The sequence below is a fragment of the Peristeroidobacter agariperforans genome, from assembly GCF_004138335.1.
Taxonomy (GTDB): domain Bacteria; phylum Pseudomonadota; class Gammaproteobacteria; order Steroidobacterales; family Steroidobacteraceae; genus Steroidobacter; species Steroidobacter agariperforans.
Genome location: NZ_RYFW01000001.1, coordinates 1,296,915 through 1,321,217 on the forward strand (window position 1 = coordinate 1,296,915; position 24,303 = coordinate 1,321,217).

Consider the following 24,303-nt stretch of genomic DNA (forward strand, 5'->3'; position numbering starts at 1 on the left):
GCAGCAGCAGGTACTTCTGAAGAGGGGGCCGCGAATCGCCGGCCGACTACGTCAGGGCGTCAGCGGCTGGCCGGCCCACCGCAGGATCGCCCGCGACACATCCTGCTCCTTCTTCAGCTGATCCATCAGCTTGAGCATCTGCTCGGAGAATTTCTCTTTCTCCACTTGCGCCGCAACGACGGCGCCGGCCGCCTGATTCTGATGGCGCAGCGTCTGGATCTTGTCCGTTACCTGCATCGCCGCTGCCGAATCGGGAATGGCAAGGCGCTGCGCCAGGCCCAAGCCCAGCCCTTCGACCAGCGCGGTGTCGCTGTTTTGTAATGCTTTCGCCACTCGCTCACAGCGCACGCGAGTTTCGGGTTCGCGAACGTCTTGTTCATCGCACGCCGCAGTCACTGGCCGTAACGCGGGAATCGCCAGCGCGGACAGCCAGCCGATAGTCACATTCATGGCATTGGTCAGCGGCGTCGGGACCGCCTGCGCGGTCGACGTCGCTATGGGCATCCGACTCACGGCGGGAGTGAGCCTCGCGACGGTCGTCGTCCAATAAATGTTGAAGTCCGCCGCCTGGCTCATCATGTCCAGGATCTGCGCTTCGGCTCGCGCATCGCCTCGCGCTTGCGCCCGCGCGAGGGGGCCGATCCAGACGGCGCCGTTGTCCGGGTCGAGCTTGCGCAGGCGCGCTTCGATGGGCTGAGGCTCGCAGCCGGGCACTTCCGTGCAGAGTCGCAAATGTAGCCACAGAATTTCCGGACGCTCCGGAGCGGCCTGCGCTGCTTTCTGAATCTGCGACAGGGCCTGCGAACCATTGGTGACTGGGCTCGCACCCCAGAGCGCCACAGCGGTGGCGGCCATCTGGTCTGCATCGCCCTCTCCAGGGGCGGGCCTGGCGTTCGAGGTGCTCTGTTGCGGCGGCGAACTGGCGCACGCCGAGAGCAGCAACACTGCGAGCAATGGCCACGAACGAGCCCGACCAATCCATGATGCGCGTTTCATGGGCGGCAATCTTAGCAATGCCAGCCGGATGATGGGCCACACCGAACCGTCGCTCGCAAACAACGCCCCGGATGTCTACCGGCGCGTATCCGCCGTTCACCGGTAGTTGCTGGTAAGCCCGTCCGGCAGGACTTAGTTTCGGAGCCCATGGTCGTTAGTCCGTCAGCGCCCGCGACATCCCTCACGCCCGCCGTCGGGCCTGTATTCAGGGCGCTCACGGCTGGAGTCATTCGATGAACGATTTATCCGCACAGCACCGGCCGCGCCGCTCCCGGCTGGTGGCGGGCATTTTTCTGCTGGTGCTGGGTGGGCTGCTGCTGGCGGTCAACCTGGGCTTCGGGCTGCCGTGGGGCTGGTGGCAGTTCTTACCGTGGGGATTGTTCGTGATCGGCGGCTTCGGCCTGCTCCTTCCGACCCGGCACATGGACCGCGTGGGCGGCGTCTGGTCGATGGCTATAGGCTTGTACTGCTTGATTGGCTTCCATCAATGGTGGGGCCTGGGCTGGTCCAGCGCCTGGCCGATCTTCGTGATCGCCGCGGGCCTGGGCTTCATCCTGCATCGGCATGAAGATCGGCCACCGCCTGCGGCGAGCGGCCCGTCGGGCACTGGTGTGTCATGAACCAGGTCCCGCCCGGAGATGATCCGAATCGGAAGCAGCACGAGGATTGGCCGTTGCATCCGCCCCGCTCAGCGCCGCAACCCAGCACCCGTCACGAGATGTTCTCGACCCGGCTGATCGTCGGGCTACTCATCATCCTGCTCGGCGGCACGCTGCTCGCCGACAATCTCGGTTGGTTCGAAGCGCGTCATATATTGCGCAGCCTGTGGCCGCTGGCGCTGGTCGCGGTCGGCGTCGCGATGATTCGCAATCCCCAGCACAAGCGCAGTCGCGCGTGGGGCTGGGTTCTGGTCACGGTGGGCTTCTGGATCTTCGCCGACAAGATCGGCTGGATCCACGTCAGTCTCGGTCAGCTGATATTGCCGGGCATATTGTTGTTCGTCGGCGGCGTGCTGGTGTTCCGTTCGTTGAGCGGTCCGCCCAGCGGACCTGACGCCCCGACGCCTACTAGCACCTCAAACAGCAACGGCGCCGCCAGCACCAACGGCACGAGTTACACGAACCAGGACCAGGGCTTCAGCTTCGGCAGTGCGCAGGCGAGCGACAGCGCTGAGTTCGTACGCTCGTTCGCGATGCTCTCGGGTCACGAGCTCCGGCCGGTGTCGCGACCGTTTCGTGGCGCCGATCTGAATGCCATCATGGGCGGCATCAAACTGGATTTGACCAGTGCGCGCATGGAAGGCGACAGCGCTGTGATCGAAGTGTTTGCATTCTGGGGCGGCGTGGAAATCTATGTGCCGCCGGACTGGACCGTGACCAGCGAAGTCACGACGCTGCTGGCCGGCTTCATCGACAAGCGACGCCCCACCAGTGTGGTGCCGACCAAACATCTGGTGGTCAAAGGCATGGTCGTGATGGCCGGCGTCGAGATCAAAAATTAATGCACCCGATCTTCAAACACCGGGGGCGCCTGCTGCTGTATCTCGGCGTGTGGGTGGTGTTCGGCCTGTTGCTGACCGTCGTGTTCGTGTTCGGCGGCAACGCGCCCGTGGCCTGGTCGCTGGAGTTCGCGGTGCCGGTGGCGATCGTGCTCGGCCTGCAATCGTTGTCGTTCTGGTATGTCGTGCAGGCCATGCCGCCCGACGACACGCCGGTTGCACGCTTGGTGACTACCTGGGCGATCGCGGGGCTGGTGTCGTTGATCGTGTGGATCGCCATCGCGTCCGCCTGGGCGATGTGGCTGCTGCCGGAAGGTGAGGTTTATCCGGAGTCCGCGGCGGGGCTGCTGCCGTTGCTGATATTCGCGGGCGCAATCGGCATGTCGCTCGCCGTGCTCGGTCATTATCTCGCCGGCGCGTTCCAACGCTCGCGGAATGCTGAACGTCGTGCGCTCGAACTGCAGGTGCTGGCGCGCGAAGCGGAGTTGAAATCGCTACGCGCGCAGCTCGATCCACATTTCCTGTTCAATAGCTTGAACTCGGTGGCGGCGCTGATCGGCAACGACACCCAGGCCGCCCGGCAGATGTGCTTTCTCATGGCGACGTTCTTTCGCAAAAGTCTGACATTGGCGCGCCAGCAGGCGATTCCGCTGGCCGAGGAAGTGTCGCTGGCCGAAACTTTTCTTGCCATCGAGAAGGTGCGCTTCGGCGAGCGGTTGCGCGCCAGTTTCGACATCGCCGACGACGTGAAGGAAGTGGCAGTGCCGCCGCTGATGTTGCAGCCTCTGGTGGAGAATGCGGTTCATCACGGCGTGGCGCACATGCTCGAAGGCGGTGAAGTGTGCGTGCAGGCCCGCCGGCGGGAAGGCTTTCTGGAGCTGGTGGTTGCGAATCCCTGCGATCCCGATCGACCGCCTTCGCGCAGCACCGGCGTCGGCCTGGTCAACGTGCGCTCGCGCGTGGAAACATTGTGCGGTCACCGCGCCAGCGTCGATGTCGATGCCGGCGAGACCGCGTTTCGAGTTTCCATTCTGCTGCCGGCCGTCAGCACTCATGCAACGTCTTAAAGGAATCTTCCGTGCGTGTCCTGATCGTCGATGATGAAACCCTGGCCCGTTCCATCCTGGCCGAGCACCTGGTGAAGCTGCCGGACATCGAAATCGTCGGGCAGGCGGCGAACGGCTTCGAGGCGGTGAAGCTGGCCGAGGAGCTCAATCCCGATCTGATGTTCCTGGACATCCAGATGCCCAAGCTGTCCGGTTTCGAAGTGCTGGAGCTGTTGGGCGAGCGCGCCCCGGCCGTCATATTCAGTACGGCATTCGACGAGTACGCATTACGCGCCTTCGAGGTGCACGCGGTCGACTATCTGTTGAAGCCCGTGGAGCCGCCGCGTTTGGCTGCCGCTGTGGAGCGTGCCGCCGAGCGCCTGCGAAACAAGACCCCCGCGCCCTCGCCGGAACAATTGTCGGCGTCGGCCCGCCCGCCCGGACGCACGCTGGAGCGCATTCTGATCCGCCACGAGGGGCGCGTGCACGTGCTGCCTCTGGAACGGATTGATTTCATCGAAGCCCAGGACGATTACCTGTCGTTCGCGGCCGGCGGCAAGCGGCTGCGCAAGCAGCAGACCATGAGCGACCTGGAAACTCAGCTGGATCCCACGCGTTTCGTGCGTATCCACCGTTCGTTCATCCTGAACGTGGAACGCCTGGCGCGGATCGATCTGTACGGCAAGGACAGCTGGCTGGCGATCCTGTCGGACGGCAGCAAGCTGCCCATGTCGCGCACGGGGCATACCAAGTTGAAGGAGCTGATCGGATGAACTTACCCGGAGGGCACTGCCATGACCGAGACGCATTCCACCCGTAACGAGCCACCGCGTTCAGAAGAATTTCAGTTCAGCGGCGATACGCTGCTCACCAAGGTCAAGGAGATCATCCGCGCCGGCAACGTCCGTCGCGTGATCATCAAGAACGAGGAGGGCCGCGTATTGATCGATATTCCTTTGACGCTGGGCGTCGTGGGCACTCTGCTCGCGCCGCAGCTCGCTGCTATCGGCGCGATCGCCGCGCTGGTGCTGAAGGGCTCCATCGTCATCGAGAAGGAAGCCGAGACTCCTTCGACGGTGACGCCGTCGCTGTGAGTCGTGGAGCGATGTAAGTGGCGAGGCGCATCGGCATCGTAGCGATTGTCGCCTTGCTGCTTGCGCCGCTGCAGATGACGTTCGCGTCGACGGACGGCGCGCTCGATGAGTATCTGAAGCACATCGCGGACAGCCTGCCCGAGAAGACCGCCGCGGCATTGAAACAGATCGACGGCACGCCCCGCCGGTTGTTGGCAGCGCGCTCTTATCTGCGAGCGGGCGACACTCTGGGTTCGCGCTGGAGCTGGACGACGGATGAGATCCAAAAGCACGCGCGCTCGCCGGAATATCGCGCGCTGCTCGCCGAGACCGAAAAGGTTCGGGCACGTTTCCAGTCGCAGAATCCCGGTTACACGTTGTACGCCAACACCGAGGCGCGCAGCCTCGAGTTGCAGATCGTTCGTTTCAACACGAATACCTCGGTCGGCAAAGTGGCCGCATCCCTGCACAAACAAGCGCTCGCCGAGCTCAGCAAGCCCGCTTATGGCTCACCGGATCAAGCTGACGATGTCGAGCGTTTCAAGTCATTCCTGGCCCGCTGGCGGCCGCCGACGGCTGCGCCGCTCGCTGCGCCGGGGATTTCTCGACACGGTCAGCTGCGGGCCATCGATTTTCAGATCATGAAGGACGGCGCGATCGTGGCGCCCACCGAGACGGCCACGGTCAAGAGCAATTGGGACGCGCAGGGGTGGACGAAGAAACTGCAGGCCGCGATCGCGGGCAGTAATTTCCGCGGCCCGCTGCAATCGCCTTACGAGCCGTGGCACTACGAGTACGATCCTTGAGGCTGCTTATGAAGACCGCCGTTTTATCTTCTGGTTTGTTGCTGGGTGCGACGCTGCTCGCTGGCTGCACGGCCACGGCTCCGTCGAAAGTGCGAGTCGATATGGCGGAGACCGGCCTGCCGAATTGCCAATCTTTTGAATGGCTGCCGACGCAGCAACAGCCCGCGTCGCTTACCGAGCAGCGAGTGAAGAGCGAGGTGATGTCGCAGCTCAAACAAAAGGGCTATACCCAGGCTGCCGAGAAAGGCGACTGCCGCGTCACTTATGCGCTCGACATCTACGAGCGGCCGGCAAACAAGCCCGGCGTTGGCGTGGGTGTCGGCGGCGGTTCCGGAGGCGTGGGTGGAGGCATCGGTGTCACGCTGCCGATCGGCAAGCGCGCCGAACAAGCGGGCACCTTCACCATCGACATCGTGGACACGGCGAAGAACGCGCAAGTGTGGAGCGGCTCGCTCGATGCTTCATTCCTCAAGCCCGAGCCGAACGAAGATGAGACGCGCGAGATCGTCGCGAGGATTCTGGAGAAGTATCCGGATCGAGAGCCGAAGTAACTTCGGCGCTCGCCATCGTCAGAGGCTCGGCGTGCGTGCCGAAGCGTGCGTCTTCTCGTAGAGCTCCTGACATTCCACGTCGCGCTCGGCGGTCGGCTCGGCCTGCAGGCGCTTGATCGGAATCTCTCTTCCGCAGTCCACGCAAGTGCCATAGGTGCCGGCGTTGATCCGCTGCAATGCCGAGTCGATCATCCGCAGCTCGTCCACGTCCCGCTCGATTTCCGTCAGATTGGTATCCACGACCAGTGTCGCGAACGAATCATCCTCGGCATCCCGAGCACGCTCGGCGACGTTCCCAGGGCTCTCTTCGAGCGACCTCGCCCGCGTCCGCTGCACTTCATCGCGCAGCTGTTCCGCCCGGTCTCGCAAGCGAGTCTTGAGCTCCAGGGCCTGCCCTTGATCGATCATGTGCACTCACCTCAAAGCCTCGACTGGTACGTAACCCGCCGCCGAGCGACGGGTTCCTGAGCGAGGCAATGAAGGGGCATTGCCTCGCTCCGCTGTCGGTAATAGATGTGCAAACTCAGCGTTTGTTTTTCTCCTTTACTTTCATAGCCGATGAGGCCATCCGGCCGAAACTGCGGTCGCGGGCACGGCGCTCGCGAGTGCTCATTTCGGCCAGCGCGGCCTCGCGCTGCAATTTGCGATAACTCGCCAGACGCCGAGGATCGAGTTGCCCGGCTGCGATGGCGGCGAGCACAGCGCAGCCCGCTTCCGATTCATGCTTGCAATCGCGGAATCGACACTGAGCGGCAAGCGTCTCGATGTTGTCGAACACCGTGCGCAGTCCGGCTTCGACCGCGCCGATCTTCAGCTCTCGCATGCCCGGCGTGTCGATGACCCACGCGCCGCCATGGAGCGCAAACATCTCTCTCGACGTCGTCGTGTGGCGACCTTTGCTGTCGTCCTCGCGAATGCCGCCGGTCGCTTGCTGCGTGTTGCCGGTAAGCGTGTTGACCAGCGTAGATTTGCCAACGCCGGAGGAGCCGACGAATGCGACGGTCTGACCGGGTTGCAGCCATTGCTCGAGTGCTGCCGCCGTGGTGATGTCCATCGCGTTGACGGCGATCACTGCCGCCGTCGTTCCCAGTGCATTCGCCTCGTTGATGAACGATGCGGGGTTGTCGCACTGATCGGCCTTCGTGATCACGATCACGGGCTCGACCTGCGCTTCGAACGCCACCGCGAGATATCGCTCCAGGCGCGACGGATTGAAGTCGTCGTTGCACGACGTGACTACGAACAGCGTGTCCAGATTCGCTGCGATGGTTTGCAGTCGATGGTCGGTGCCGGCTGCGTGACGCTTGATCACGGAATACGGCGCGATCACTCGTTGGACGCGCGGCGCCGCGTGCTCGATGAGCACCCAGTCGCCGACAGTGATGGGCAGCTCCAGAGATTCGAGCAATCGGGGCGGAACGGTGACGCTACTCGTACCCTGTTCCGAAACAACCGCCAGACCGCTCCGGTGCACGCCGCTCACGCGCGCGGGATAAGCGGTTTCCAGATCTTCGAGCGTCAGTTGCTGAGAATGAAACGAGCGCCAGCCAAGGTGTGATAAAGAAGCCATGCGAAAACCCCAAACAAACGCGATGACATCCGCTCCTCGTCAGAGGAACGGGCGTAACGGCGCCGGGGTGAACGCAAACGCTCAGCGTTTAGCGGGCGAGGAGCATCAACCCGGCGGAGATCGCGGTTCGCACAGTCATAGTTCTCTTGACCTCTCCTGGGTTGGTGAATGGAAGGATGCGAAGCCTACTCGGGCGAGCGGAGCTTGGCAATGGAATCCACCGACGCCTGAGTTGTCGGCGTTGAATCACCTGGGTGAATCTGCGAAAAGATCGTCATGAGCAAGCCCGCCGACGTCTTTGCAGATCCCGAAGCTGTATCGCGCTACGCTGAGGGTCCGCCCCGCCTCGTGCCTGGCTTCGCCGATCTGCAGCGTATGGCCAGGCTGCTCATCGCCGAGCGGGCGGCCGACGACGCACGAGTGTTGGTGGTCGGCGCCGGCGGCGGCTTGGAGTTGAAGGTGTTTGCAGAGAGCCAGTCTGGCTGGCAATTCGATGGAGTCGATCCTTCCGCCGAAATGCTGAAACTCGCCGAAGCGACCGTCGGGTCGCTCGGCTCTCGAGTGCGTTTACATCAAGGCTACATCGATGTCGCACCTGAAGGTCCTTTCGATGCAGCGACCTGCCTGCTGACGCTGCACTTCGTTGCGCTCGATGAGCGATTGCGTACCGTGCGGGAAATTCGGCGTCGGTTGAAACCCGGTGCACCGTTGATAGTCGCGCATTTCAGCTTTCCGCAAGGTGAGGCCGAGCGTGCTCTATGGCTATCGCGCTACGTTTCCTTTGCGGTTTCTTCTGGTGTCGATTCCGCCAGCGCTGCGAACGCACGTTCCGCCATCGCTGCGCAACTGCCGATCCTCTCGCCCGAGCAGGACGAGGCAATCCTGCGCGATGCGGGCTTCACCGATGTGAGTTTGTTTTATACCGGCTTCACGTTTCGTGGCTGGGTCGCGTATGCACCCGCATCAGACTGAGGCTGCGAGCGCGCGCTCCATCTTATCGAAGGTACTGCGCCAACCCTCTGCGTAGCCATGCGATGAGCCTGCCCAGAGCTGCGAGTGTTCGAACTTCATCCGCGTGCCGCCCTGGTGATCCTCCAGCAGGATCGTTACCCGCGTTTGGTGGTCTGGCTCGCTCTTCCAGGTCCAGGTGAAGGAGAGCTCCCGCGGGTGGTGCACGACGCGGTACTGCCCGCTGGCCGTATGCTCGAGTCCGCTGCTATCTCGAAAGGTGATGCTATAGGCGCCGCCAGGCCGAACGTCCAACGTCGCATTCACGACGGAGCCGGCCGGGTCGGAACCGAACCACTGGCTTACGATCTTCGGGTCTGTCCAGGCGCGCCAGACACTTGCGCAGCTCGTGTCGAAGTCGCGAACGATCTGGACTGCGTTCGCTGTCGCGGTCGGTGGTTCTGGTTTGATGGTCATGCGCGTAGTATCCATCCGTCTTCAGCCGGCTGACGTCATGATCGAGAATAAACTTTGCTTCGACAAGGAAGGGCTCGCCGCCTTCCTCAGTGACGCATTCCCCGTGGCTGCGCGCCCTGCGCTGGGGGAACTGGCATTCGTGAAGCTCAATCACGTGCAGCTCACTCTAGAGCCGCTTCCGGAGATGGCGCGGCCTGGGAATATCGTCTCGGGGCCCGCACTCATGGCGTTGATCGACGTCGCTGCTTACGCCGTCGTGCTTGCACATATCGGCCCCGTTGCCATGGCTGTGACACACACCATCAATGTCGCCTTTCTCCGCGCCTGCCGATGGAACACGGTGGTTGCCGACGCCCGCCTGATAAAGCTCGGCAAGCGCCTGGCCACGGTGGATGTGAGATTGTGGCAAGGCCCCGAAGAGCAGCTGATCGCTCAATCTACCGTCGGTTACGCCTTGCCTTAGCGGCCTGTCACTTTTCGTTCGAACTCAACAGTTGGCACTCCGGCGGGAGCGTAAGCCGTCGCTTTCGCGACGAGACAACTCGCAGCGTCGATGGCTGCCGTGATATATCGCGTCACCTTGGCAAGAACTGCCTTGACTGAACATGGTGTTCTGATCATGACAAGACGTAGGATCTGTCGCCTTGCATTCTGCCCGGGGCTATTTGCAACAAATTCCAGCGTGCATTCCGAGCCGCCGAACCCTCGGGAGCCGTCCTGACGCCGTTTTCCTCGGCGAGATCTATCAGGCGCATATTCGCAGCATCAAGACGCTTCCGGGTCCGGAAATTCCGCGCAACGCGGTCATCATGTTCGTGGGCAATCAATATGAATCAAGCCGCCATCTTCCGCTTTCTCGTCCTGGCGTCACTAGTTCTGGCAGTGCTCGGCTCGCTGGTGGATCTCCTGGTGCCGGGTTTGTTTCCCAAGCAGATCGACGACGCCTACGAAGCCTACCTCACCGAGGAGCCGGAGCCCTGGGTCGCTCTCGCAATGGGGGTGTTCGCGGTTGTCCTCATCGTGGGCGCCATTGTGGGAACGGTCGGGCTCTACTTGTTCAAACGATGGAGCCGAGGATTCTCGTTCTGGTTGACCGTTTTTTCGATGGCAAGTTATCCATTCCTCGGCCCTATCCTGTACTCGGGTTGGGCATTCTTGCTGACCGAGCTCGGGATGGTGTTTTGGGGTGCGGCCCTCGCCATGGCCTACTTCTCAGAGCTGAAGTTACGATTCGATGGCGAGGGCGCGCGCGTGATGGCGGGGTGAGCGCACCCCGCTGTTTATTCCATCAGGAGCCTGGCCGCCCGCATCGCCCCGTCTCCCAGAATCGTATCTGCCACCGACAGCGCTCGCGCGCGAGTTCCATCGTTCAATGCTGCTTCGAGCGCGGACGAGAGCGATCCAGAAGTCGGTGTCGGACCGTCGTGTGTCGACCCGATGCCTAAGTCCCAAACTCGGCCGCCCCAATAAGGCTGATCTACAATCTGCGGCACAATCACTTGAGGCGCTCCCGCCCGTGCGGCCGCGTGCGTTGTGCCGGCGCCGCCGTGGTGGATTACTGCAGCTACGCGAGGAAACAACGCCTGTTGGTTGACCTCGCCGACGATGAAGCAATCGTCAAGGCCATCGACCAGCGCAAGCTCCGCCCAGCCGCGCGACATGAGAACGCGGCGGCCTTGCGCGCGCACGACGTCGATCGCCATTCGAGCGAAGTCCTTCGGTGCGGGAAGACTTCCCAGGCCCACATATACAGGCGGCGCTCCAGCATCGAGGAACGCAAGCAGTTCATCTGGAAGCGGCCGTGCATCTGGCAAGATCCAAGCGCCGGTCTGCGCCACGTCGAGCATTGCAGCCTGCCGCCAGGGTGCGAGCACAGGATCGGCGGCGAGCAGCGGTCGCGCGGTTTGGCAGTAGTCGCGTACGTTATCGACCGTCGGCAACCCAATAGAGACGCGCAGGGCATTGAGCCCTTCACCGAAGATCTCGTTCATCGCCTGCACATCCCGATCCCACAGGACCTGATTGTCTGTGACGTCGCGCGGCAAAGGGTGGCTGGGATATTCGAATGGCCGCTGATACGGCGATGGCAGAAAGATCGGGCAGTAGGCCGCGTGCACGTAACGCATGCCTCGCTTCTCCGCAACGGACCGCGCCGCTGCAACCGAGGAAAACAGGCCGGTCGCCAACATCACATCGCATCCCTGCGCAGCTTTATCGATTGCCTCGTACTGGGCGGCCATCACCTGCGCTGCCACTTTGGGCAAGGAGATCGTCGCTCGCTTCGGCAGCATCTCCGCGATCCAATCGCGCACTGACCTGAAAGCGGGCAGCAGCGGCACGTCGGCAGCGGCGAACAGCTTTACAAACTCCTCATCGGGGGGCGCGCACACGCGGGCATCCGCACCGTGCGCTTGCAATGCGACAGCAAGCGCCAGCAAGGGCTGAACATCGCCACGCGATCCGAATGTGCTCAACAGTATGCGCATTTCACGGCCTCCTTTACGGCAAGGCCGGCGATACTGGCGCACGACGCGGGCCTTCCGGCAAGCCCCCGGCTGCGGTATATTCTCAGCACGCCAGGAGAAGAACGGTTTTTCAGTCCGGCGTAGCCTCCCAATAAGACAATTACGCACGGCTTTTGCCCGCCCATGGCAAAGAAAAAGGACATCAGTCAGGCCGTCCGCGAACTTTGTCTCTGGTTTCCCGAAACTGAAGAAGTGCTGGCGCACGGCTCCCCCGATTTTCGGGTGAAGGGCAAAACGTTTGCGACCTACGTCATCAATCATCACGGTGACGGCCGCGTCGCCTTGTGGCTCAACGCTCCTCAAGGCGCGCAGTCTCACTATGTGAAGCACGAGCCGAAGCATTTCTTCGTGCCGCCCTACGTTGGTCCTCGCGGCTGGCTGGGTGTGAATCTCGACAAGGGCATCTCCTGGAAAACGATCGCGACGCTGGTGCGCGAGGCGTATACCAAGGTTGCACCGGCGTCGTTGTCGAGATCGCTGGGCGACACCATCCAGATCGCACCGCCGACCGCGGCCTTGAGGCCGGAAGACATCGATCCGATGCAATCGAAGCGCGCGCTGGCCGTGCTGAAGGAGTTGCGCGCCATCTGTCTTTCGCTGCCCGAAACCAGCGAGGATAAGCAATTCGGTAACCCGGTGTGGCGCGCGGGCAAGAAGGTGTTCGCGCAGGCGTACTGCTATCGAGCGGACCGCAAACTGCAGCTCGCATTCTGGGTCGGCGTCGATCAACAGGCGTTGTTGACGCGGGACGCGAGCTTCAGCATTCCCGCCTACCTCGGGCACAACGGCTGGATTGCGCTCGATGTCACGAAGGATGCGAACTGGCGCGAGATCCGGTCGCTCGCGCTATTCAGCTATCGGCACTTCGCGCTCAGCAGAATGCTCAGGGCGCTCGATGCGCAAGGCGTCGAGTAGTTCTAGATCTCGTTCCTGAGCACGCGAGCAAACACCGCTGCATCGACGTTCCCTCCAGACAGCACGATACCTACTCGCTTGCCGGCCCATCGATCCCGCTGCTGAGTCGCGCCTGCAAGAGCTGCCGCTCCGGCGCCTTCGGCCACGTTGTGCGTGGACGTGTAGATCAGGCGCATCGCGCTCGCGACCTCTTCGTCACTGACGGCAATCACGTCGTCCACTTCCCGCCGGATGAGTTCGAGCGCTTCTGGTACGGCCGACCGGCACGCCATGCCGTCTGCGATGGCGGTGGTGACCGGAGAGTCGATAGGTACACCGCTCTGAAACGATTTTTGATAGGCGAGCGCCAGGGTAGACACCACGCCAATCAGCCGCGTCTTCACGCCACAATACGACCGAGCGATGGACGCGCCCGTGACCCCAGAGCCCTGGCCGATGGGCACATACAAAACATCGAGCGGCGTATCGCGTAACGCCTCGAAAAGCTCTACGTACGCAGTGGTGACTCCGCGCACGAGCTCCGGGTGGTAAGAGGGCACACGGTGCAACTTGCCCTGCTCCGCGAGAACGGCGGCGTATTCGGCAGACGCCTGAAAGTCTTCGCCGTACTCCACCAACTCGACGCCCAATGCACGCATCGCTGCATTCTTTTCGACGGAGTTGCCATGCGGGACCACGATGGTGGCCTTCAAGCCGTGCTGGCGAGTCGCGAACCCGATGGACTGCCCGTGATTGCCGCGAGTGGCGCTGACCAGCTGTCGGACGTCCGGGTGCGTTCTGCGAAGCCAGTCCACGTAGGTCAGCCCGCCGCGCACCTTGAATGCGCCCAGCGGCGTATGGTTCTCATGCTTCACCCAGAGCTCGAAGCCTAACGCCTGCTGCAGCAACGGCCACTGGTACTGAGGCGTCGGCGGCATGGCCGAGTAAACGGTTCGCAGAGCGCTTTGAATGGCTTCGCGTGAGAACTGCATGTCTGAGGATCCTCGCTGGTCTCTCCCGACGAGAGTGTATAGGAAACGTCCATCTTGGCTATGATGGCGGGCGTAGCAACCACGCGATCGAGTCCGCCATGAAACGTTTATCCATTGGCGCAACGTTCCTCCTGATTGCGCAAGCATTGCTCGCAACGTTTACGTATGGCGCGGAACAATCGCGGCCTGCGCCCAATCCGCCCGCCGCGCAGGCACCTGTGATTCACCCCGACCGCAAGATCACGTTCACGTTCAGGGCGCCGGAGGCGCGTAGTGTCGCCGTTGCTGGCGGTGACGGATTGGGTGCTGGTCCGTTCTCCATGACCAAGGATGCCGATGGCGTGTGGAGCGTGACCACTCCACCGGCCGTGCCCGGTTTCCATTACTACTGGTTCCTCCTCGACCGCGTTCAGGTCAACGATCCTGCGAGTGAAACATTCTTCGGATATGGCAAGCCGACCAGTGGCTTGGATGTGCCGGACCCCGCGGGCGATTTCTATTCCATCAAGGACGTTCCACACGGCGAGGTGCGCGAGAAAACGTATTTCTCGAAGACCACCGGCGCGTGGCGGCGTGCGCTCGTCTACACGCCACCCGACTACGATAAGGACACCAAGGTTCGTTACCCCGTGCTGTTCCTCCAGCATGGCGCGGGCGAGAATGAGACCGGCTGGACGCGGCAGGGTCGCGCGCAGTTCATTCTCGACAACTTGATCGCTGCCGGCAAGGCGAAGCCGATGATCGTGGTGATGGAGCGCGGCTACACGACGCCGAATACACCCGACATCAGGCAACAGAACATGCAAGTGGCCTTCAGCGCGTTCGAGAAGGTCATCATCGATGATCTGATCCCGACGATCGATGCCTCGTATCGAACGATTCCTGACCGCGAGCATCGAGCGATGGCCGGCTTATCGATGGGTGGCATGCAGACGCTTTTCATTGCGTCTCATCATCTCGACGAGTTCGCGTACATCGCGTCGCTCAGCGGGCCGATGATTCGCAACGACAGGATGGGCGAGCGGACGCAGATCGATTTTGCGGGATCCTTCGATACCAAGATCGCCTACGACGGCATGTTTGCAGATCCCGCGGCATTCAACAAACGAGTCCGACTGCTCTGGATCGGTGTAGGCAGCGCTGAGCCGGATATGTTCCTCGGCAGTATCGGCGGGGCTGTGGAGTCGCTGCAGTCAGCCGGCGTGAAGCTGGTGTACTTCGAATCTGACGGTACGTCTCACGAATGGCAGACCTGGCGTCGCAGCCTGAACGATCTGGCGCCACGACTGTTTCGGTGATTACCGCTATCACTGGTCGGTGCGGGTGATGAAGTCGAGCATCAATGACGCAGCCGCGGCTGAGTGCGTCTCGAGCAGCAAATGACCGCCGTCGAAAATGTGAGCTTCCATTCTCGGCAGCGCCTGTATCCATGAGAGCGTCTCGGCAATGTCGAAGAAGGCGTCGTGCCTGCCCCAGAGCATCAGCGCAGGCGGTTGCCAGCGTGCGAGATATTCGGCGATGGCATCGAAGCGGGCGGCATAGTTCCCATAGTCCTTGATGAGCGCTCGCTGCGTCTCCATCCGGCCCGGTAGACACATCACTCGCCAATCTTCCTCCCAGCCTTTGGACGAGACGCGCGCAGCGACATCCGACGGCACATTGGCGATGTACTGATCGCGCGTGCCTTCGAATGTGAGATGCGCGGTAGCTGCCTTTTCGTTTTCCGCGCTTGGCTGCGACCAGTAGGCCATTGTCCCGGCCCACTGCGGCCCGAAGCCTGTGCGATGCGCGTTGGCGTTCTGGATGATGAGGCCGAGTACTTGTTCTGGCGCCTGCATGGCAATGTGAAATCCCACTGGCGCGCCGAAGTCGTGCAAGTAGATGTACCGCGGGCCGATCGCGAGCTGGTCCAGCAACTCCAGGATCGCTGCACCGAAGGCGGTGAACGAGACCGCCGGCAGGACGTCTGAATCACCCGAGCCTGGAAGATCCGGCGCGATCACATACGCGGCCCGAGATAGCTTGGGCACCACGTCTCGAAACGATCGGGCAGAAGTTGGAAATCCGTGCAGAAGTAACACGGCGGGCTTTGCGGCATCCCCGGCCCTGATGAAGGACAACTCCGTGCCGCCGGACAGACGAATTCGGTGCCGGGTTCCTGGGTCCATGTCCGAGCTCCATCATTCGACGATCATTCGTTAACGCGGCTGCCGGCCAAGCGTTCCGGCCTACGAATCTTCGGCGCTACGCTCGGCCACTCGCTGCGTGGGCTGCTCGGCCTTCACGCGCTGTATACGCGCCCGCAATCGTTCCACTCGATCGTCGCTGCGAGCCCATCGATAGTGGAACGAGCAGGGTGTGCTCAGCGAGGAGCGCGAGTTCGCCGCTCGGCTCAACAGCGGCCAGGTGGGGAAAATCAGTCGCCTGTTGGTGGTCGCGGGCGGCCGTGATATCGACGACGATCCGTACGTGGAAGCACAGTTCGCGAAACGGATGGAGCAACTCTCCGGCTATGGCCTGCGCAGCCGCTTGCTACGATATGAAGACGAGGGGCACATGACCGAGCCGGCCAGGGCAGTCACCGACACGCTGCGGTTTGTTTTCGAAGCAAAGTAGCCATCGAGTGGACCGGATCCGCGCCATCGAGACGCGGATCCGGACGAAGGCTAAGCGGCCTTGCCTGCTGCGAGCGCGTGAACGTCGGAGGCCTTCAGCGCCTTGCCGCCGATCGCCCAGTCGCCTCCTTCGAACTCGTTGATGCGAACCCAGGTCACGGGGCGCATGTTCTCGCCTTCCACCGCAATCATCGCTTCGGTCACTTTCGCGATGAGCTCCTTTTTCTGGGTCGGCGTGAAGACGTCTTTGATTACATCGATAGTGACGAGCGGCATGGTCATCTCCTGATTGGCTGGCGCGGACGATTCCGGCTCCAGTGGAGAAATCGTGTCACGGCGCCGCTGCACAAGCTTGCAGACGGCCTGGAGAAATCCTGGAGATTGTTGGGATTCTCGCGGGCTGGCCTTATCCTAGCGGCCATATGATCTACGCGTTCGGCCGCTACGAGCTGGATCTGGCAACCGTCGAGCTGCGCATGGACGGCAAGCTCGTGGACCTCGAACCGCAGGTTTTTGCGCTACTCGCGCTGCTGGTGGAGAACGGCGAGCGCGTGGTTTCCAAGGACGAGATCATCGAGAAGGTCTGGGACGGGCGTGTGGTCTCGGACGCGGCCGTCGCGAGCCGGGTGAAGACCGCTCGCCAGGCGCTCGGCGATGATGGCAAGTCTCAGCAATTCATCAGGACCCTGCACGGCAACGGCTACCGATTCGTAGCGAAGGCTCGCGTCCTGCGGCCGGCGACGTCGGCGGCCGAATCAAGCAGAGCCGATGCCGGCCTGGTGGACATGGTCCATCGCCTCGACCGGATATCCCGCCCATCGCTCGCCGTCCTGCCGTTTCGTTACGTCGCTGGCGATGAACGGTATGCGGCGCTGGCGAGCGCGCTGCCTGATGAGCTGATCACTGATCTGTCGCGACTGCGCTGGCTGCTCGTCACCGCGCGTGGATCCTCTTTTCGTCTGCGTGCGCCAGAGGCCGACTTCGGCGAAATCGGGCGATTGCTTGGCGTGCGCTACTGCTTGTCGGGCACCGTCGAGGTCTCGGGCGATCGGCTCGTGATCCTGGTCGACCTGGTAGATACCAACGACGGCGCCGTGGTCTGGGCCGATCGTTTCTCCGGACGGATCGACGATGTGCACTCGATGCGCGAGCAGATTCGATCTCAAGTGCTCATGGCGCTCGAGATCCGAATCCCGCTGCACGAAGCGTCGCTCGCCCGTCTCGCCGCGGTGGAGAATCTCGATGCGTGGTCTGCATATCATCTGGGCCTGCAGCATTTGTATCGATTCAATCGTGTCGACAACAGCGCGGCGATGAGTCTGTTTCAACGGGCAGTGACGTTGGATCCGACGTTTGCTCGCGCGAACGCGGGCCTGTCGTTCGTGCACTTCCAGAGTGCGTTCATGCACTACACGGATGACATCGCCGGCGCGATCCATCAGGGACGTCGTTTCGCGGAGCGTGGCCTGGAGCTCGATCCATTCGATCCATTCGTCAACTTCACCATGGGTCGCACCTACTGGCTGGAAGGCGATCTCGAAACCAGCCTGAGCTGGCTCGAGCGCGCGACGGACATCAGTCCACACTATGCGCAAGGGATATATGCTCGCGCCTGGACCGAGGCGCTGGCAGGCAAGGCAATCGAAGGTCGCGAGCACGTCGATCTGGCGATGCGCTTGAGTCCGCTCGATCCGCTGCACTATGCGATGCTCGCAACACGCGCACTCACTCACCTGGCCTCGAACGAAGACCAACAAGCTGCCCACTGGGCGGAGCGGGGCGCTCGCTCGCCGGGCGCACATGTATTGATCGGAGTCATCGCTGCCGCAGCTCACACGCTCGCGGGTGACGCCGGTCGCGCCAGCTTCTGGGCGGACAACGTACGTCAGCGCAACGATTCACTCACGCGCGAGGTCTTCTTCAGATCGTTTCCGATGAGGTCGGAGGCCATGAGGACGAAGATGGATCGGGCCTTGGTGCAGTTGGGATTCAGGTAAGCTTCTCGACATGTATCTGCCAGTGAAATTTGCCGAGTCTCGGCGTGCCGAGCTGTTTCGCCTCGTCCGCGAGCATCCCCTTGGAATGTTGGTAACCCATACAGCCAGCGGCCTGGAGGCCAACCACCTGCCTTTTCTTCTGGATGAGGAGCGAGGTGTCTCTGGCTTTCTCTTGGCTCATGTGGCGCGTGCCAATCCGGTGTGGCAGGAAGTCACGGATGGCGCGGAGGTGTTGGTGGTGTTCCGCGGGACGCAAGGCTACATCTCGCCCAATTGGTATCCGAGCAAGCAGGAAACGCATCGACACGTGCCAACGTGGAATTATGAGGTCGTGCATGCTCACGGTCGCATTCATGTACGCGACGATGAGAAATTCGTTCGAGGTGTGGTGGCGCGGCTAACCCGTGCGCACGAGGCGAGTGAGCCGCAGCCTTGGAAGATGAGCGATGCGCCTGAAGATTACATCAGCGAGAACTTGCGTCAGATCGTCGGCATTGAGGTCGAACTGACGCGCGTTGAGGGCAAGCGCAAGCTCAGCCAGAACCGCGACACTCGCGACTTCGAGGGCGCGGTGAGTGCTTTGGAGGAAAGAGGGCGTCAGGATCTTGCGTTGGCGATGAAGCAAGCCCTCGACAAATGAGTCCCGCGATCTACTCGACGCTCTCTATTACTTCGTAGTGCCGCACGGTGTGATCGTAGTCGCTCAACGCGGCAACGGCTCCAGGCTCTACGACCGCTCGATCAGGATCTGCGCCCGCAAAGGCGCGCACGGCTTCCATCGATTTCCAGCGCGTAAGAACCACGAACTCGACCCGCTCGCTGTCCTCGCGTTTGCTCAGCGTCGCGCCGAGAAATCCCGGGATGTTGCGCAGCTCCGGCACGACGTTCGTTCGAAAGTGAGTGGGGTATTCGGCAGTCTGCGATCGAGCGGCGCGGCCGCGCCATTCACGAATGATCATGAGACCTCCATTATTCGGGGCGAAAAAAAACGCCCGGCGAGCGTAGCTCATCCGGGCGCTTTTGATTACGAGCGGTCGGAGCGATCAGTGCTCTTCGGCGCGGAACGTTTCGTGGCAGCCCTTGCAGGTCTTGCCGGTGTCGGCGAACGCGCTCTTGATCGCGCCAACGTCACCGCTGTTCGCGGCAGTCTGCAACTTCGGAGCGGCGTCGGCGAAGTTCTTCATCGCGGTCTTGAACTCGGCCGGCTTGCTCCAGATTTCCGCCTTGGCCTGCGTCTTGCCGGCTTCCGGGCCGGAGCCTGCCGGGAACCACTTCTCCTGCGTGGCGGCGGCGTCGTTCACCACCTTCGCGGCGGTCTTGATCGCAGCGAGGTCAGGCTTGTCGTTCTTGATCTGGTCGCGGATCACTTTGAAGGAATCGCCGAGCTCGTGGTAATGATCGTGGCGGGCCTTCTGCAGCTCTTTGACATTGGCCGGCTCGGAGGCCTGGGCCACCATCGCCAGCGCGGGGGCCAGCAAGGTCGCGAACACGGCAGTACGAAGCACTCGATTCATGGATGACACCTGGCAGTTATGGCTGGGGACAGAACAACAGGAACATTTTGGGGGGCACAGCTTAGCCATCTTTGGCTGACAGTTTGCTGACTTTTCTGTCATGCAGGCTCGCGTCGGAGCGGGCTGACAAAGTTTCACGCGACTTGACCGAGTTGTTACCGAATGACATTCGTGGGCCGCGCGCCCTGGGCTATGCTTCGTACACCATCAGGGAGAACCAATGAACAAAACACGAGCATGGATTATCGCGGTCGCGGCCATTGTGGTAAGCGCCTGCTCCACCACTCCGAGCCAGCCGTCCGCGCCGAAGGGTGCGGACCTGACTGGCAATTGGGTGCTGACCACCGAGAGCCAGATGGGCGCGCAGGATGCGCAAATGACCGTGCGTCAGACCGGCTCCGCGCTAGCGGGCACGATCACCGGTCAGGCAGGCAGCGTCGATTACCAGGGCACGGTGACTGGCGCCGCAGTGGCGTTCGACTTCACCATCAATGTCCAGGGCACCGACCTGAAGCTCGACTACACCGGCACGGTGGAAGGCGACACCATGAAGGGCAAGGCGGTATTCGGACAGTTTGGCGAAGGCACGTTCACGGCCAAGCGTCAGTAGCCCCGTAACAGGTCGCGCCTCGGCTCGACCCAGTTGGGCACGAAGCGCGGGCAGTTCGGTGGATCGGCGATGACGAGCTCCGCGAAGCCCAGCTCGGGCTCGCGGTCGTAACGCAGGTCGCCGAGCACCAGGCCTTCTTTGACGTTCGCGAGCCACGGCATGCGAATGAAGCGGAACGCGGCGGCCGCTTCGCAATTTTTTTGCGCGACATGCGTCAATCGTGCAAGAGGTGTGCTGATCTGGCCGTACCACTTCAACTGCTCGGTGCTTTGCTTCGGTACTGGCACGAGCGGTGCGGTGATTTCGATATCGAGGCTGCGGCTGAGGCATCGGTCGGCCGTCAGCAAGCCGGGCGCCATGGCCAGCATCGCTCGTCGCACGACCACCGTGTCGGACTCCTTTTGCAGCATCATGACTTCCCAACACGCCGGATTGACGGGCATGGGAGTGACGATGCGATCGACAAGCGTGCTGTCCGGGAACTGTTGAGCGGCGATTGCATCGATTCGCGATCTGGCGGCCTGCGCGGTTATAGCGAACATCGCAGTCGATCCGAGCCAGACGACGACGCTGGCGGCGAGCGCGACATTGGCCGACGCGCGTTGGCCGATCAGCAGCATTCCTGCGACCAACAATGAATAAGCCGCAGCCAATGGCCGCGGCACCATGCCGGTCAAAAAGCACAGTGCAATCGCAGCCACCATCAGCAGCAGCACCGCGAAGCGCGCGATGTGCGTCTTGAAGATGAAGGCCAGCGGTGCGCAAGCCGCCCAGAACAACGGCTCGATGATGAACACCGCATCGCCATAGAACCAACGATTGTCCACCGGCCAGAACGGATGGACGCCGTAGTTGTTGGTGAAGTCCATCGCGATGTGGAGCAGCGGTGTAAATAACAACACCGCGGCTAGCAGGGCGTAGTCCTGCGATGAAGGTTGCAGACCCCGCCGTCGCAACCACCAGCGCGTGATCGCGAGAGCCGCCGCCCCGAGCAGCAGCGCGATCAGAATCGTGTGCGTGTGGCCGCGATGGTGCAGCAGGTAGTTCAGCTTGCCGCCGAAAAACGAATACAGCAGATCGGCATCGGGCAGATTGCTGCCGATCGCCGCCAGCGTGACACACAGGTTACGGCGGGTGGTCGACGGCAGCGTGCTCTTCCCGCTCGGCGCGACTCGGGCCGCAACTTCACCGACCAGCGTGCCGATGATGGTGTGAGTAACGTTATCCATCCGGCCAGTGTACTGATAGCGCCGGGCGGTTGACACGCGCCGCCCCGGCAAGGCAAGCTGATCGAAAATCATCATCTGATGAATTAATTCCGATCCGGCCAGCAATGGCCATGACAGGGGGCGCGCGACCGCGATAGCGATTGCGCCGTGAGGGGCGCAATGACTTTCGCCATCGTCCTGCTTGCGTTGGTATTGCTCATGCTGGCCGCGTATCGCGGCTACAGCGTGATTTTGTTCGCGCCGCTGGCCGCTTTGCTGGCGGTGCTGCTGACCGATCCCTCGGCCGTGCCGGCGGTGTTCACCGGCCTGTTCATGGAACGGATGGTCGGGTTCCTGAAGCTTTATTTCCCGGTGTTCCTGCTGGGCGCGGTGTTCGGGAAGTTGATCGAGTTGTCGGGCTTCTCGCAGTCCATCGCCGCTGCCGTGATTCGCCTGGTCGGCCAGGAGCGCGCGATTCTTTCCATCGTGCTGGTGTGCGCGCTGCTGACGTACGGCGGCGTCTCGCTGTTCGTCGTGGTGTTCGCGGTCTATCCCTTCGCCGCCGAGATGTTTCGTCGCGGCGATATTCCGAAGCGCCTGATCCCGGGCACGATCGCGTTGGGCGCATTCACGTTCACGATGGACTCGCTGCCCGGCACGCCGCAGATCCAGAACATTATCCCAACGACTTTCTTCGGCACGACCACCTGGGCTGCGCCCCTGCTAGGCACGATCGGCGGCGTCTTCATTCTGACCTGCGGCTTGTTGTATCTGGAGTGGCGACGACGGCAAGCGCTGCTTAGTGGTGAGGGTTACGGCGCCGGTCACAGCAACGAGCCGGAGCAATTGACGGCGGGTAGTTCCGCGCATCCGCTCATCGCCATTCTGCCGTTGCTGGTAGTCGGCATTGCCAATTTGTTCCTCACGCGGCTCATCCCACGGCTTTCCGAAGCGACGATCGAAACTCATCTCGAAGGGCTTGCGCAGCCGTTGGTCACGCAGTTGTCGAGCGTCGTCGCGATCTGGGCCGTGATGGGCGCGTTGCTGTTGGGCATCGTGACGGTGCTGTTGTTTGCTTTCCGAGCGGTCGTCACGAAGTTTGCCGAAGGCACGAAGTCTGCGGTCGGTGGCGCATTGCTGGCGTCGATGAATACGGCCTCCGAGTATGGCTTCGGCGCAGTCATCGCGGCGCTGCCAGGCTTCCTCATCATTCGCAATGCGTTGATGTCGATTCCGGATCCGCTGGTGAACGAAGCAATCACGGTGACCACTCTCGCCGGCATCACCGGCTCCGCATCGGGTGGGCTCAGCATCGCGCTTGCCGCGATGTCCGAACATTTCATGTCGGCGGCGCAGGCGGCCAACATTCCTCCTGAGGTGTTGCACCGAGTGGCGGCGATGGCCAGCGGCGGCATGGATACGCTGCCTCACAACGGCGCCGTGATCACCTTGCTCGCCGTCACCGGTCTCACGCATCGGCAATCCTACAAAGACATCTTCGCCATCACCTGCGTGAAGACGCTGGCAGTGTTCTTTGTCATCGGCGTGTATTACGCCACGGGCATCGTTTGAGCTTACCAAGCATGAAGAAATATATGGGTGGGTTGCTGGCGGCGACTTTGACATTCGCGGGCGGGCCGGTCTTCGCGGCGCCGCTGCCCAAAGCTGCCAAGCCCGAAGCCGTCGGGCTCTCGTCGCAACGACTGCAACGCCTGAGCGATGCTTTTAATGCCGACGTACAGAGCGGCAAGATCCCCGGCGCGGTCGTGATGGTCATGCGCCATGGCAAGGTTGCGTATGCCGAGAGCTTCGGCTTCCAGGATCGGGCGGCGAATAGCACGATGCGTGCCGACTCGATCTTTCGCATCGCTTCGATGACCAAGCCGATCACCATCGTCGCTGCGCTGATGCTGGCGGAGGAAGGCAAGCTGCAGCTGATGGATCCGGCGTCCGTCTATCTGCCGCAACTCAAGAGCCTGCAAGTGGGCGTCGAGGTCCAGGAAGGCAGCGGCGAGCGTCGTCTGGCGCTCGAGCCGGCGCGTCGTGAAGTGACAGTCCAGGATCTCATGCGTCATACCTCGGGCATGACTTACGGAATATTCGGCGACTCGTTGGTGCAGCGGGCCTATCGCGCGGCCGGCACGATGGATGACCAGCAAACCAATGCTCAGATGATCGACAAGCTGGCGCAACTGCCGCTGGCGTTTCAGCCGGGCGCAGCGTTCGAGTACGGCATGTCGAATGACGTGATCGGCCGGATCGTCGAAGTGCGCAGCGGCCTGGATTTGAATCGATTCATCGTCGAGCGCATCGCCAGGCCGCTCGGTATGCGCGACACCACATTCCTGTTGGACTCCGAGCAAACGGCGCGATTGGCCCAGGCGCAATCGGCGCCCGGCGCGCCACCGCTGATCATTGGATACAACCCGGCGAAGCCGCCGAAATGGTTCTCCGGCGGTGGCGGATTGTTGTCGACTGCCGAGGACTACGCCCGCTTTTGCCAGATGCTGTTGAATGGCGGCGAGCTGGAGGGTGTCAGATTGCTGTCACGAAAGAGCGTCGAGCTCATGACCAGCAATCATCTTCCGCCTGATGCCAGCTATGGTGCATTCACTCTGGAGCTGGGATTGACCGCGCCGCTGCCTCAATACGGACAAGGCTATGGACTCGGGGTCGGCGTGCGTAAGGAAGCGGGGCGAAGCATGGTGCCCGGCTCGATCGGGGATTATTACTGGGGCGGCGCCACCGGTCCCTACTTCTGGGTCGATCCGCAGGAAAAACTGGTTGTCGTCATGATGCTGCAAGCATCGGACATTCAACTGCGCACTCATTACCGATCGTTGTTGCGCAATCTCGTATATCAGGCCTTGCTGTAACATTCTGCCTGTTTACAACAGATGTTTTAAGTCACGGAAAACCGCGCTGGTTGTGCGTTGACCAGCACGCATGAAGGCGGCAACCTTCGGGCGTGAGCACCTCGCCT

The 24,303-nt window shown here is 62.0% G+C and carries 29 protein-coding genes; 18 read left to right on the plus strand and 11 right to left on the minus strand.

Going from position 1 to position 24,303, the window contains the following annotated elements; genetic code table 11:
- Positions 1–51: 51 nt before the first annotated feature.
- Positions 52–996, minus strand: a complete 945-nt coding sequence (locus EK373_RS05575) for a hypothetical protein (protein ID WP_129641730.1) — start codon at positions 994–996, stop codon at positions 52–54.
- Between the two features lie 233 nt (positions 997–1,229).
- Here EK373_RS05575 and EK373_RS05580 point away from each other — a divergent pair, with 233 nt between their 5' ends.
- Genes EK373_RS05580 through EK373_RS05610 form a run of 7 tightly spaced genes read left to right on the plus strand, consistent with a single transcriptional unit; the run spans position 1,230 to position 5,970 of the window.
- A complete protein-coding gene (locus EK373_RS05580; protein ID WP_129641731.1) occupies positions 1,230–1,616 on the plus strand; it encodes a LiaF transmembrane domain-containing protein in 387 nt (128 codons plus the stop codon).
- On the plus strand, positions 1,613–2,497 hold the full coding sequence (locus EK373_RS05585; RefSeq protein WP_129641732.1) for a LiaF transmembrane domain-containing protein: 885 nt from the start codon (positions 1,613–1,615) through the stop codon (positions 2,495–2,497). Before EK373_RS05580 ends, EK373_RS05585 begins: the two co-directional genes overlap by 4 nt.
- Positions 2,497–3,561 carry a sensor histidine kinase gene (locus tag EK373_RS05590; protein WP_129641733.1) on the plus strand — a complete coding sequence of 355 codons (1,065 nt, stop codon included), beginning with the start codon at positions 2,497–2,499 and terminating at the stop codon, positions 3,559–3,561. Before EK373_RS05585 ends, EK373_RS05590 begins: the two co-directional genes overlap by 1 nt.
- An 11-nt stretch (positions 3,562–3,572) precedes the next feature.
- Positions 3,573–4,313, plus strand: a complete 741-nt coding sequence (locus EK373_RS05595) for a LytR/AlgR family response regulator transcription factor (RefSeq protein ID WP_129641734.1) — start codon at positions 3,573–3,575, stop codon at positions 4,311–4,313.
- Positions 4,314–4,334: 21 nt separating this feature from the next.
- Positions 4,335–4,634, plus strand: coding sequence for a DUF4342 domain-containing protein (locus tag EK373_RS05600; protein ID WP_129641735.1), 300 nt, complete (start codon positions 4,335–4,337; stop codon positions 4,632–4,634).
- Positions 4,635–4,651: 17 nt separating this feature from the next.
- Positions 4,652–5,419, plus strand: coding sequence for a hypothetical protein (locus EK373_RS05605; protein WP_129641736.1), 768 nt, complete (start codon positions 4,652–4,654; stop codon positions 5,417–5,419).
- A gap of 8 nt (positions 5,420–5,427) precedes the next feature.
- Positions 5,428–5,970: a DUF4136 domain-containing protein gene (locus EK373_RS05610; RefSeq protein WP_129641737.1), complete on the plus strand. Its 543-nt coding sequence runs from the start codon at positions 5,428–5,430 to the stop codon at positions 5,968–5,970.
- A gap of 18 nt (positions 5,971–5,988) precedes the next feature.
- Here EK373_RS05610 and EK373_RS05615 read toward each other — a convergent pair whose 3' ends face one another.
- Positions 5,989–6,378 (minus strand): TraR/DksA family transcriptional regulator, encoded by a 390-nt coding sequence (locus tag EK373_RS05615; RefSeq protein ID WP_129641738.1) that lies wholly within the window; start codon positions 6,376–6,378, stop codon positions 5,989–5,991.
- A gap of 115 nt (positions 6,379–6,493) precedes the next feature.
- Positions 6,494–7,540, minus strand: a complete 1,047-nt coding sequence (gene rsgA, locus EK373_RS05620; protein WP_129641739.1) for a ribosome small subunit-dependent GTPase A — start codon at positions 7,538–7,540, stop codon at positions 6,494–6,496.
- A gap of 276 nt (positions 7,541–7,816) precedes the next feature.
- Between rsgA and EK373_RS05625 the strand changes: the two genes are divergently transcribed.
- Positions 7,817–8,512: a class I SAM-dependent methyltransferase gene (locus EK373_RS05625; RefSeq protein WP_129641740.1), complete on the plus strand. Its 696-nt coding sequence runs from the start codon at positions 7,817–7,819 to the stop codon at positions 8,510–8,512.
- Here the strand turns inward: EK373_RS05625 and EK373_RS05630 are convergent.
- Positions 8,504–8,965: an SRPBCC family protein gene (locus EK373_RS05630; RefSeq protein ID WP_157994231.1), complete on the minus strand. Its 462-nt coding sequence runs from the start codon at positions 8,963–8,965 to the stop codon at positions 8,504–8,506. The genes EK373_RS05625 and EK373_RS05630 overlap by 9 nt on opposite strands.
- A 37-nt stretch (positions 8,966–9,002) precedes the next feature.
- Between EK373_RS05630 and EK373_RS05635 the strand changes: the two genes are divergently transcribed.
- Positions 9,003–9,428: a PaaI family thioesterase gene (locus EK373_RS05635; protein ID WP_129641742.1), complete on the plus strand. Its 426-nt coding sequence runs from the start codon at positions 9,003–9,005 to the stop codon at positions 9,426–9,428.
- Positions 9,429–9,793: 365 nt separating this feature from the next.
- Entirely contained in the window at positions 9,794–10,231 is a 438-nt protein-coding gene (locus EK373_RS05640) for a hypothetical protein (protein ID WP_129641743.1), read from the plus strand.
- A 14-nt stretch (positions 10,232–10,245) separates the two neighbouring features.
- Here EK373_RS05640 and EK373_RS05645 read toward each other — a convergent pair whose 3' ends face one another.
- Positions 10,246–11,451 (minus strand): glycosyltransferase, encoded by a 1,206-nt coding sequence (locus EK373_RS05645; protein ID WP_129641744.1) that lies wholly within the window; start codon positions 11,449–11,451, stop codon positions 10,246–10,248.
- A gap of 261 nt (positions 11,452–11,712) precedes the next feature.
- Here EK373_RS05645 and EK373_RS05650 point away from each other — a divergent pair, with 261 nt between their 5' ends.
- A complete protein-coding gene (locus EK373_RS05650) occupies positions 11,713–12,405 on the plus strand; it encodes an MmcQ/YjbR family DNA-binding protein (protein WP_232831023.1) in 693 nt (230 codons plus the stop codon).
- A 2-nt stretch (positions 12,406–12,407) separates the two neighbouring features.
- On the opposite strand, the gene EK373_RS05655 is transcribed toward EK373_RS05650, so the two are convergent.
- Positions 12,408–13,376, minus strand: a complete 969-nt coding sequence (locus EK373_RS05655) for a threonine dehydratase (protein ID WP_129641746.1) — start codon at positions 13,374–13,376, stop codon at positions 12,408–12,410.
- Positions 13,377–13,474: 98 nt separating this feature from the next.
- Between EK373_RS05655 and EK373_RS05660 the strand changes: the two genes are divergently transcribed.
- On the plus strand, positions 13,475–14,674 hold the full coding sequence (locus EK373_RS05660) for an alpha/beta hydrolase-fold protein (protein WP_129641747.1): 1,200 nt from the start codon (positions 13,475–13,477) through the stop codon (positions 14,672–14,674).
- A 9-nt stretch (positions 14,675–14,683) separates the two neighbouring features.
- Here EK373_RS05660 and EK373_RS05665 read toward each other — a convergent pair whose 3' ends face one another.
- Positions 14,684–15,544, minus strand: coding sequence for an alpha/beta fold hydrolase (locus EK373_RS05665; RefSeq protein ID WP_129641748.1), 861 nt, complete (start codon positions 15,542–15,544; stop codon positions 14,684–14,686).
- 190 nt (positions 15,545–15,734) lie between these two features.
- On the opposite strand from EK373_RS05665, the gene EK373_RS05670 reads away from it, so the two are divergent.
- Positions 15,735–15,992 (plus strand): hypothetical protein, encoded by a 258-nt coding sequence (locus EK373_RS05670; RefSeq protein ID WP_129641749.1) that lies wholly within the window; start codon positions 15,735–15,737, stop codon positions 15,990–15,992.
- A 50-nt stretch (positions 15,993–16,042) separates the two neighbouring features.
- Here EK373_RS05670 and EK373_RS05675 read toward each other — a convergent pair whose 3' ends face one another.
- Positions 16,043–16,267, minus strand: a complete 225-nt coding sequence (locus EK373_RS05675; protein WP_129641750.1) for a tautomerase family protein — start codon at positions 16,265–16,267, stop codon at positions 16,043–16,045.
- Positions 16,268–16,413: 146 nt separating this feature from the next.
- Here EK373_RS05675 and EK373_RS05680 point away from each other — a divergent pair, with 146 nt between their 5' ends.
- Complete coding sequence (locus tag EK373_RS05680; protein ID WP_129641751.1) at positions 16,414–17,988, plus strand: winged helix-turn-helix domain-containing tetratricopeptide repeat protein; 1,575 nt, start codon at positions 16,414–16,416, stop codon at positions 17,986–17,988.
- Between the two features lie 10 nt (positions 17,989–17,998).
- Positions 17,999–18,628: an FMN-binding negative transcriptional regulator gene (locus tag EK373_RS05685; protein ID WP_129641752.1), complete on the plus strand. Its 630-nt coding sequence runs from the start codon at positions 17,999–18,001 to the stop codon at positions 18,626–18,628.
- 10 nt (positions 18,629–18,638) lie between these two features.
- Here the strand turns inward: EK373_RS05685 and EK373_RS05690 are convergent, their stop codons facing one another.
- A complete protein-coding gene (locus EK373_RS05690; RefSeq protein ID WP_157994232.1) occupies positions 18,639–18,947 on the minus strand; it encodes an antibiotic biosynthesis monooxygenase family protein in 309 nt (102 codons plus the stop codon).
- 84 nt (positions 18,948–19,031) lie between these two features.
- On the minus strand, positions 19,032–19,502 hold the full coding sequence (locus EK373_RS05695) for a c-type cytochrome (protein ID WP_157994233.1): 471 nt from the start codon (positions 19,500–19,502) through the stop codon (positions 19,032–19,034).
- Positions 19,503–19,722: 220 nt separating this feature from the next.
- On the opposite strand from EK373_RS05695, the gene EK373_RS05700 reads away from it, so the two are divergent.
- A complete protein-coding gene (locus tag EK373_RS05700; protein ID WP_129641755.1) occupies positions 19,723–20,112 on the plus strand; it encodes a hypothetical protein in 390 nt (129 codons plus the stop codon).
- Here the strand turns inward: EK373_RS05700 and EK373_RS05705 are convergent.
- Positions 20,106–21,377 (minus strand): metal-dependent hydrolase, encoded by a 1,272-nt coding sequence (locus tag EK373_RS05705; protein WP_157994234.1) that lies wholly within the window; start codon positions 21,375–21,377, stop codon positions 20,106–20,108. The genes EK373_RS05700 and EK373_RS05705 overlap by 7 nt on opposite strands.
- 123 nt (positions 21,378–21,500) lie before the next feature.
- Here EK373_RS05705 and EK373_RS05710 point away from each other — a divergent pair, with 123 nt between their 5' ends.
- Both EK373_RS05710 and EK373_RS05715 read left to right on the plus strand, forming a co-directional pair.
- Entirely contained in the window at positions 21,501–22,892 is a 1,392-nt protein-coding gene (locus EK373_RS05710) for a GntP family permease (RefSeq protein ID WP_129641757.1), read from the plus strand.
- A gap of 11 nt (positions 22,893–22,903) precedes the next feature.
- A complete protein-coding gene (locus EK373_RS05715) occupies positions 22,904–24,196 on the plus strand; it encodes a serine hydrolase domain-containing protein (protein WP_198683091.1) in 1,293 nt (430 codons plus the stop codon).
- The last annotated feature ends 107 nt before the right edge of the window (positions 24,197–24,303 follow it).

Coding starts and splice junctions, on each gene's coding strand:
- EK373_RS05575 (WP_129641730.1), bottom strand. CDS start 996: ATGAAACGCGCATCATGGATTGGTCGGGCTCGTTCGTGGCCATTGCTC.
- EK373_RS05580 (WP_129641731.1), top strand. CDS start 1,230: ATGAACGATTTATCCGCACAGCACCGGCCGCGCCGCTCCCGGCTGGTG.
- EK373_RS05585 (WP_129641732.1), top strand. CDS start 1,613: ATGAACCAGGTCCCGCCCGGAGATGATCCGAATCGGAAGCAGCACGAG.
- EK373_RS05590 (WP_129641733.1), top strand. CDS start 2,497: ATGCACCCGATCTTCAAACACCGGGGGCGCCTGCTGCTGTATCTCGGC.
- EK373_RS05600 (WP_129641735.1), top strand. CDS start 4,335: ATGACCGAGACGCATTCCACCCGTAACGAGCCACCGCGTTCAGAAGAA.
- EK373_RS05610 (WP_129641737.1), top strand. CDS start 5,428: ATGAAGACCGCCGTTTTATCTTCTGGTTTGTTGCTGGGTGCGACGCTG.
- EK373_RS05615 (WP_129641738.1), bottom strand. CDS start 6,378: ATGATCGATCAAGGGCAGGCCCTGGAGCTCAAGACTCGCTTGCGAGAC.
- rsgA (WP_129641739.1), bottom strand. CDS start 7,540: ATGGCTTCTTTATCACACCTTGGCTGGCGCTCGTTTCATTCTCAGCAA.
- EK373_RS05625 (WP_129641740.1), top strand. CDS start 7,817: ATGAGCAAGCCCGCCGACGTCTTTGCAGATCCCGAAGCTGTATCGCGC.
- EK373_RS05630 (WP_157994231.1), bottom strand. CDS start 8,965: ATGACCATCAAACCAGAACCACCGACCGCGACAGCGAACGCAGTCCAG.
- EK373_RS05635 (WP_129641742.1), top strand. CDS start 9,003: ATGATCGAGAATAAACTTTGCTTCGACAAGGAAGGGCTCGCCGCCTTC.
- EK373_RS05640 (WP_129641743.1), top strand. CDS start 9,794: ATGAATCAAGCCGCCATCTTCCGCTTTCTCGTCCTGGCGTCACTAGTT.
- EK373_RS05645 (WP_129641744.1), bottom strand. CDS start 11,451: ATGCGCATACTGTTGAGCACATTCGGATCGCGTGGCGATGTTCAGCCC.
- EK373_RS05655 (WP_129641746.1), bottom strand. CDS start 13,376: ATGCAGTTCTCACGCGAAGCCATTCAAAGCGCTCTGCGAACCGTTTAC.
- EK373_RS05660 (WP_129641747.1), top strand. CDS start 13,475: ATGAAACGTTTATCCATTGGCGCAACGTTCCTCCTGATTGCGCAAGCA.
- EK373_RS05665 (WP_129641748.1), bottom strand. CDS start 15,544: ATGGACCCAGGAACCCGGCACCGAATTCGTCTGTCCGGCGGCACGGAG.
- EK373_RS05675 (WP_129641750.1), bottom strand. CDS start 16,267: ATGCCGCTCGTCACTATCGATGTAATCAAAGACGTCTTCACGCCGACC.
- EK373_RS05680 (WP_129641751.1), top strand. CDS start 16,414: ATGATCTACGCGTTCGGCCGCTACGAGCTGGATCTGGCAACCGTCGAG.
- EK373_RS05685 (WP_129641752.1), top strand. CDS start 17,999: ATGTATCTGCCAGTGAAATTTGCCGAGTCTCGGCGTGCCGAGCTGTTT.
- EK373_RS05690 (WP_157994232.1), bottom strand. CDS start 18,947: ATGATCATTCGTGAATGGCGCGGCCGCGCCGCTCGATCGCAGACTGCC.
- EK373_RS05695 (WP_157994233.1), bottom strand. CDS start 19,502: ATGAATCGAGTGCTTCGTACTGCCGTGTTCGCGACCTTGCTGGCCCCC.
- EK373_RS05700 (WP_129641755.1), top strand. CDS start 19,723: ATGAACAAAACACGAGCATGGATTATCGCGGTCGCGGCCATTGTGGTA.
- EK373_RS05710 (WP_129641757.1), top strand. CDS start 21,501: ATGACTTTCGCCATCGTCCTGCTTGCGTTGGTATTGCTCATGCTGGCC.
- EK373_RS05715 (WP_198683091.1), top strand. CDS start 22,904: ATGAAGAAATATATGGGTGGGTTGCTGGCGGCGACTTTGACATTCGCG.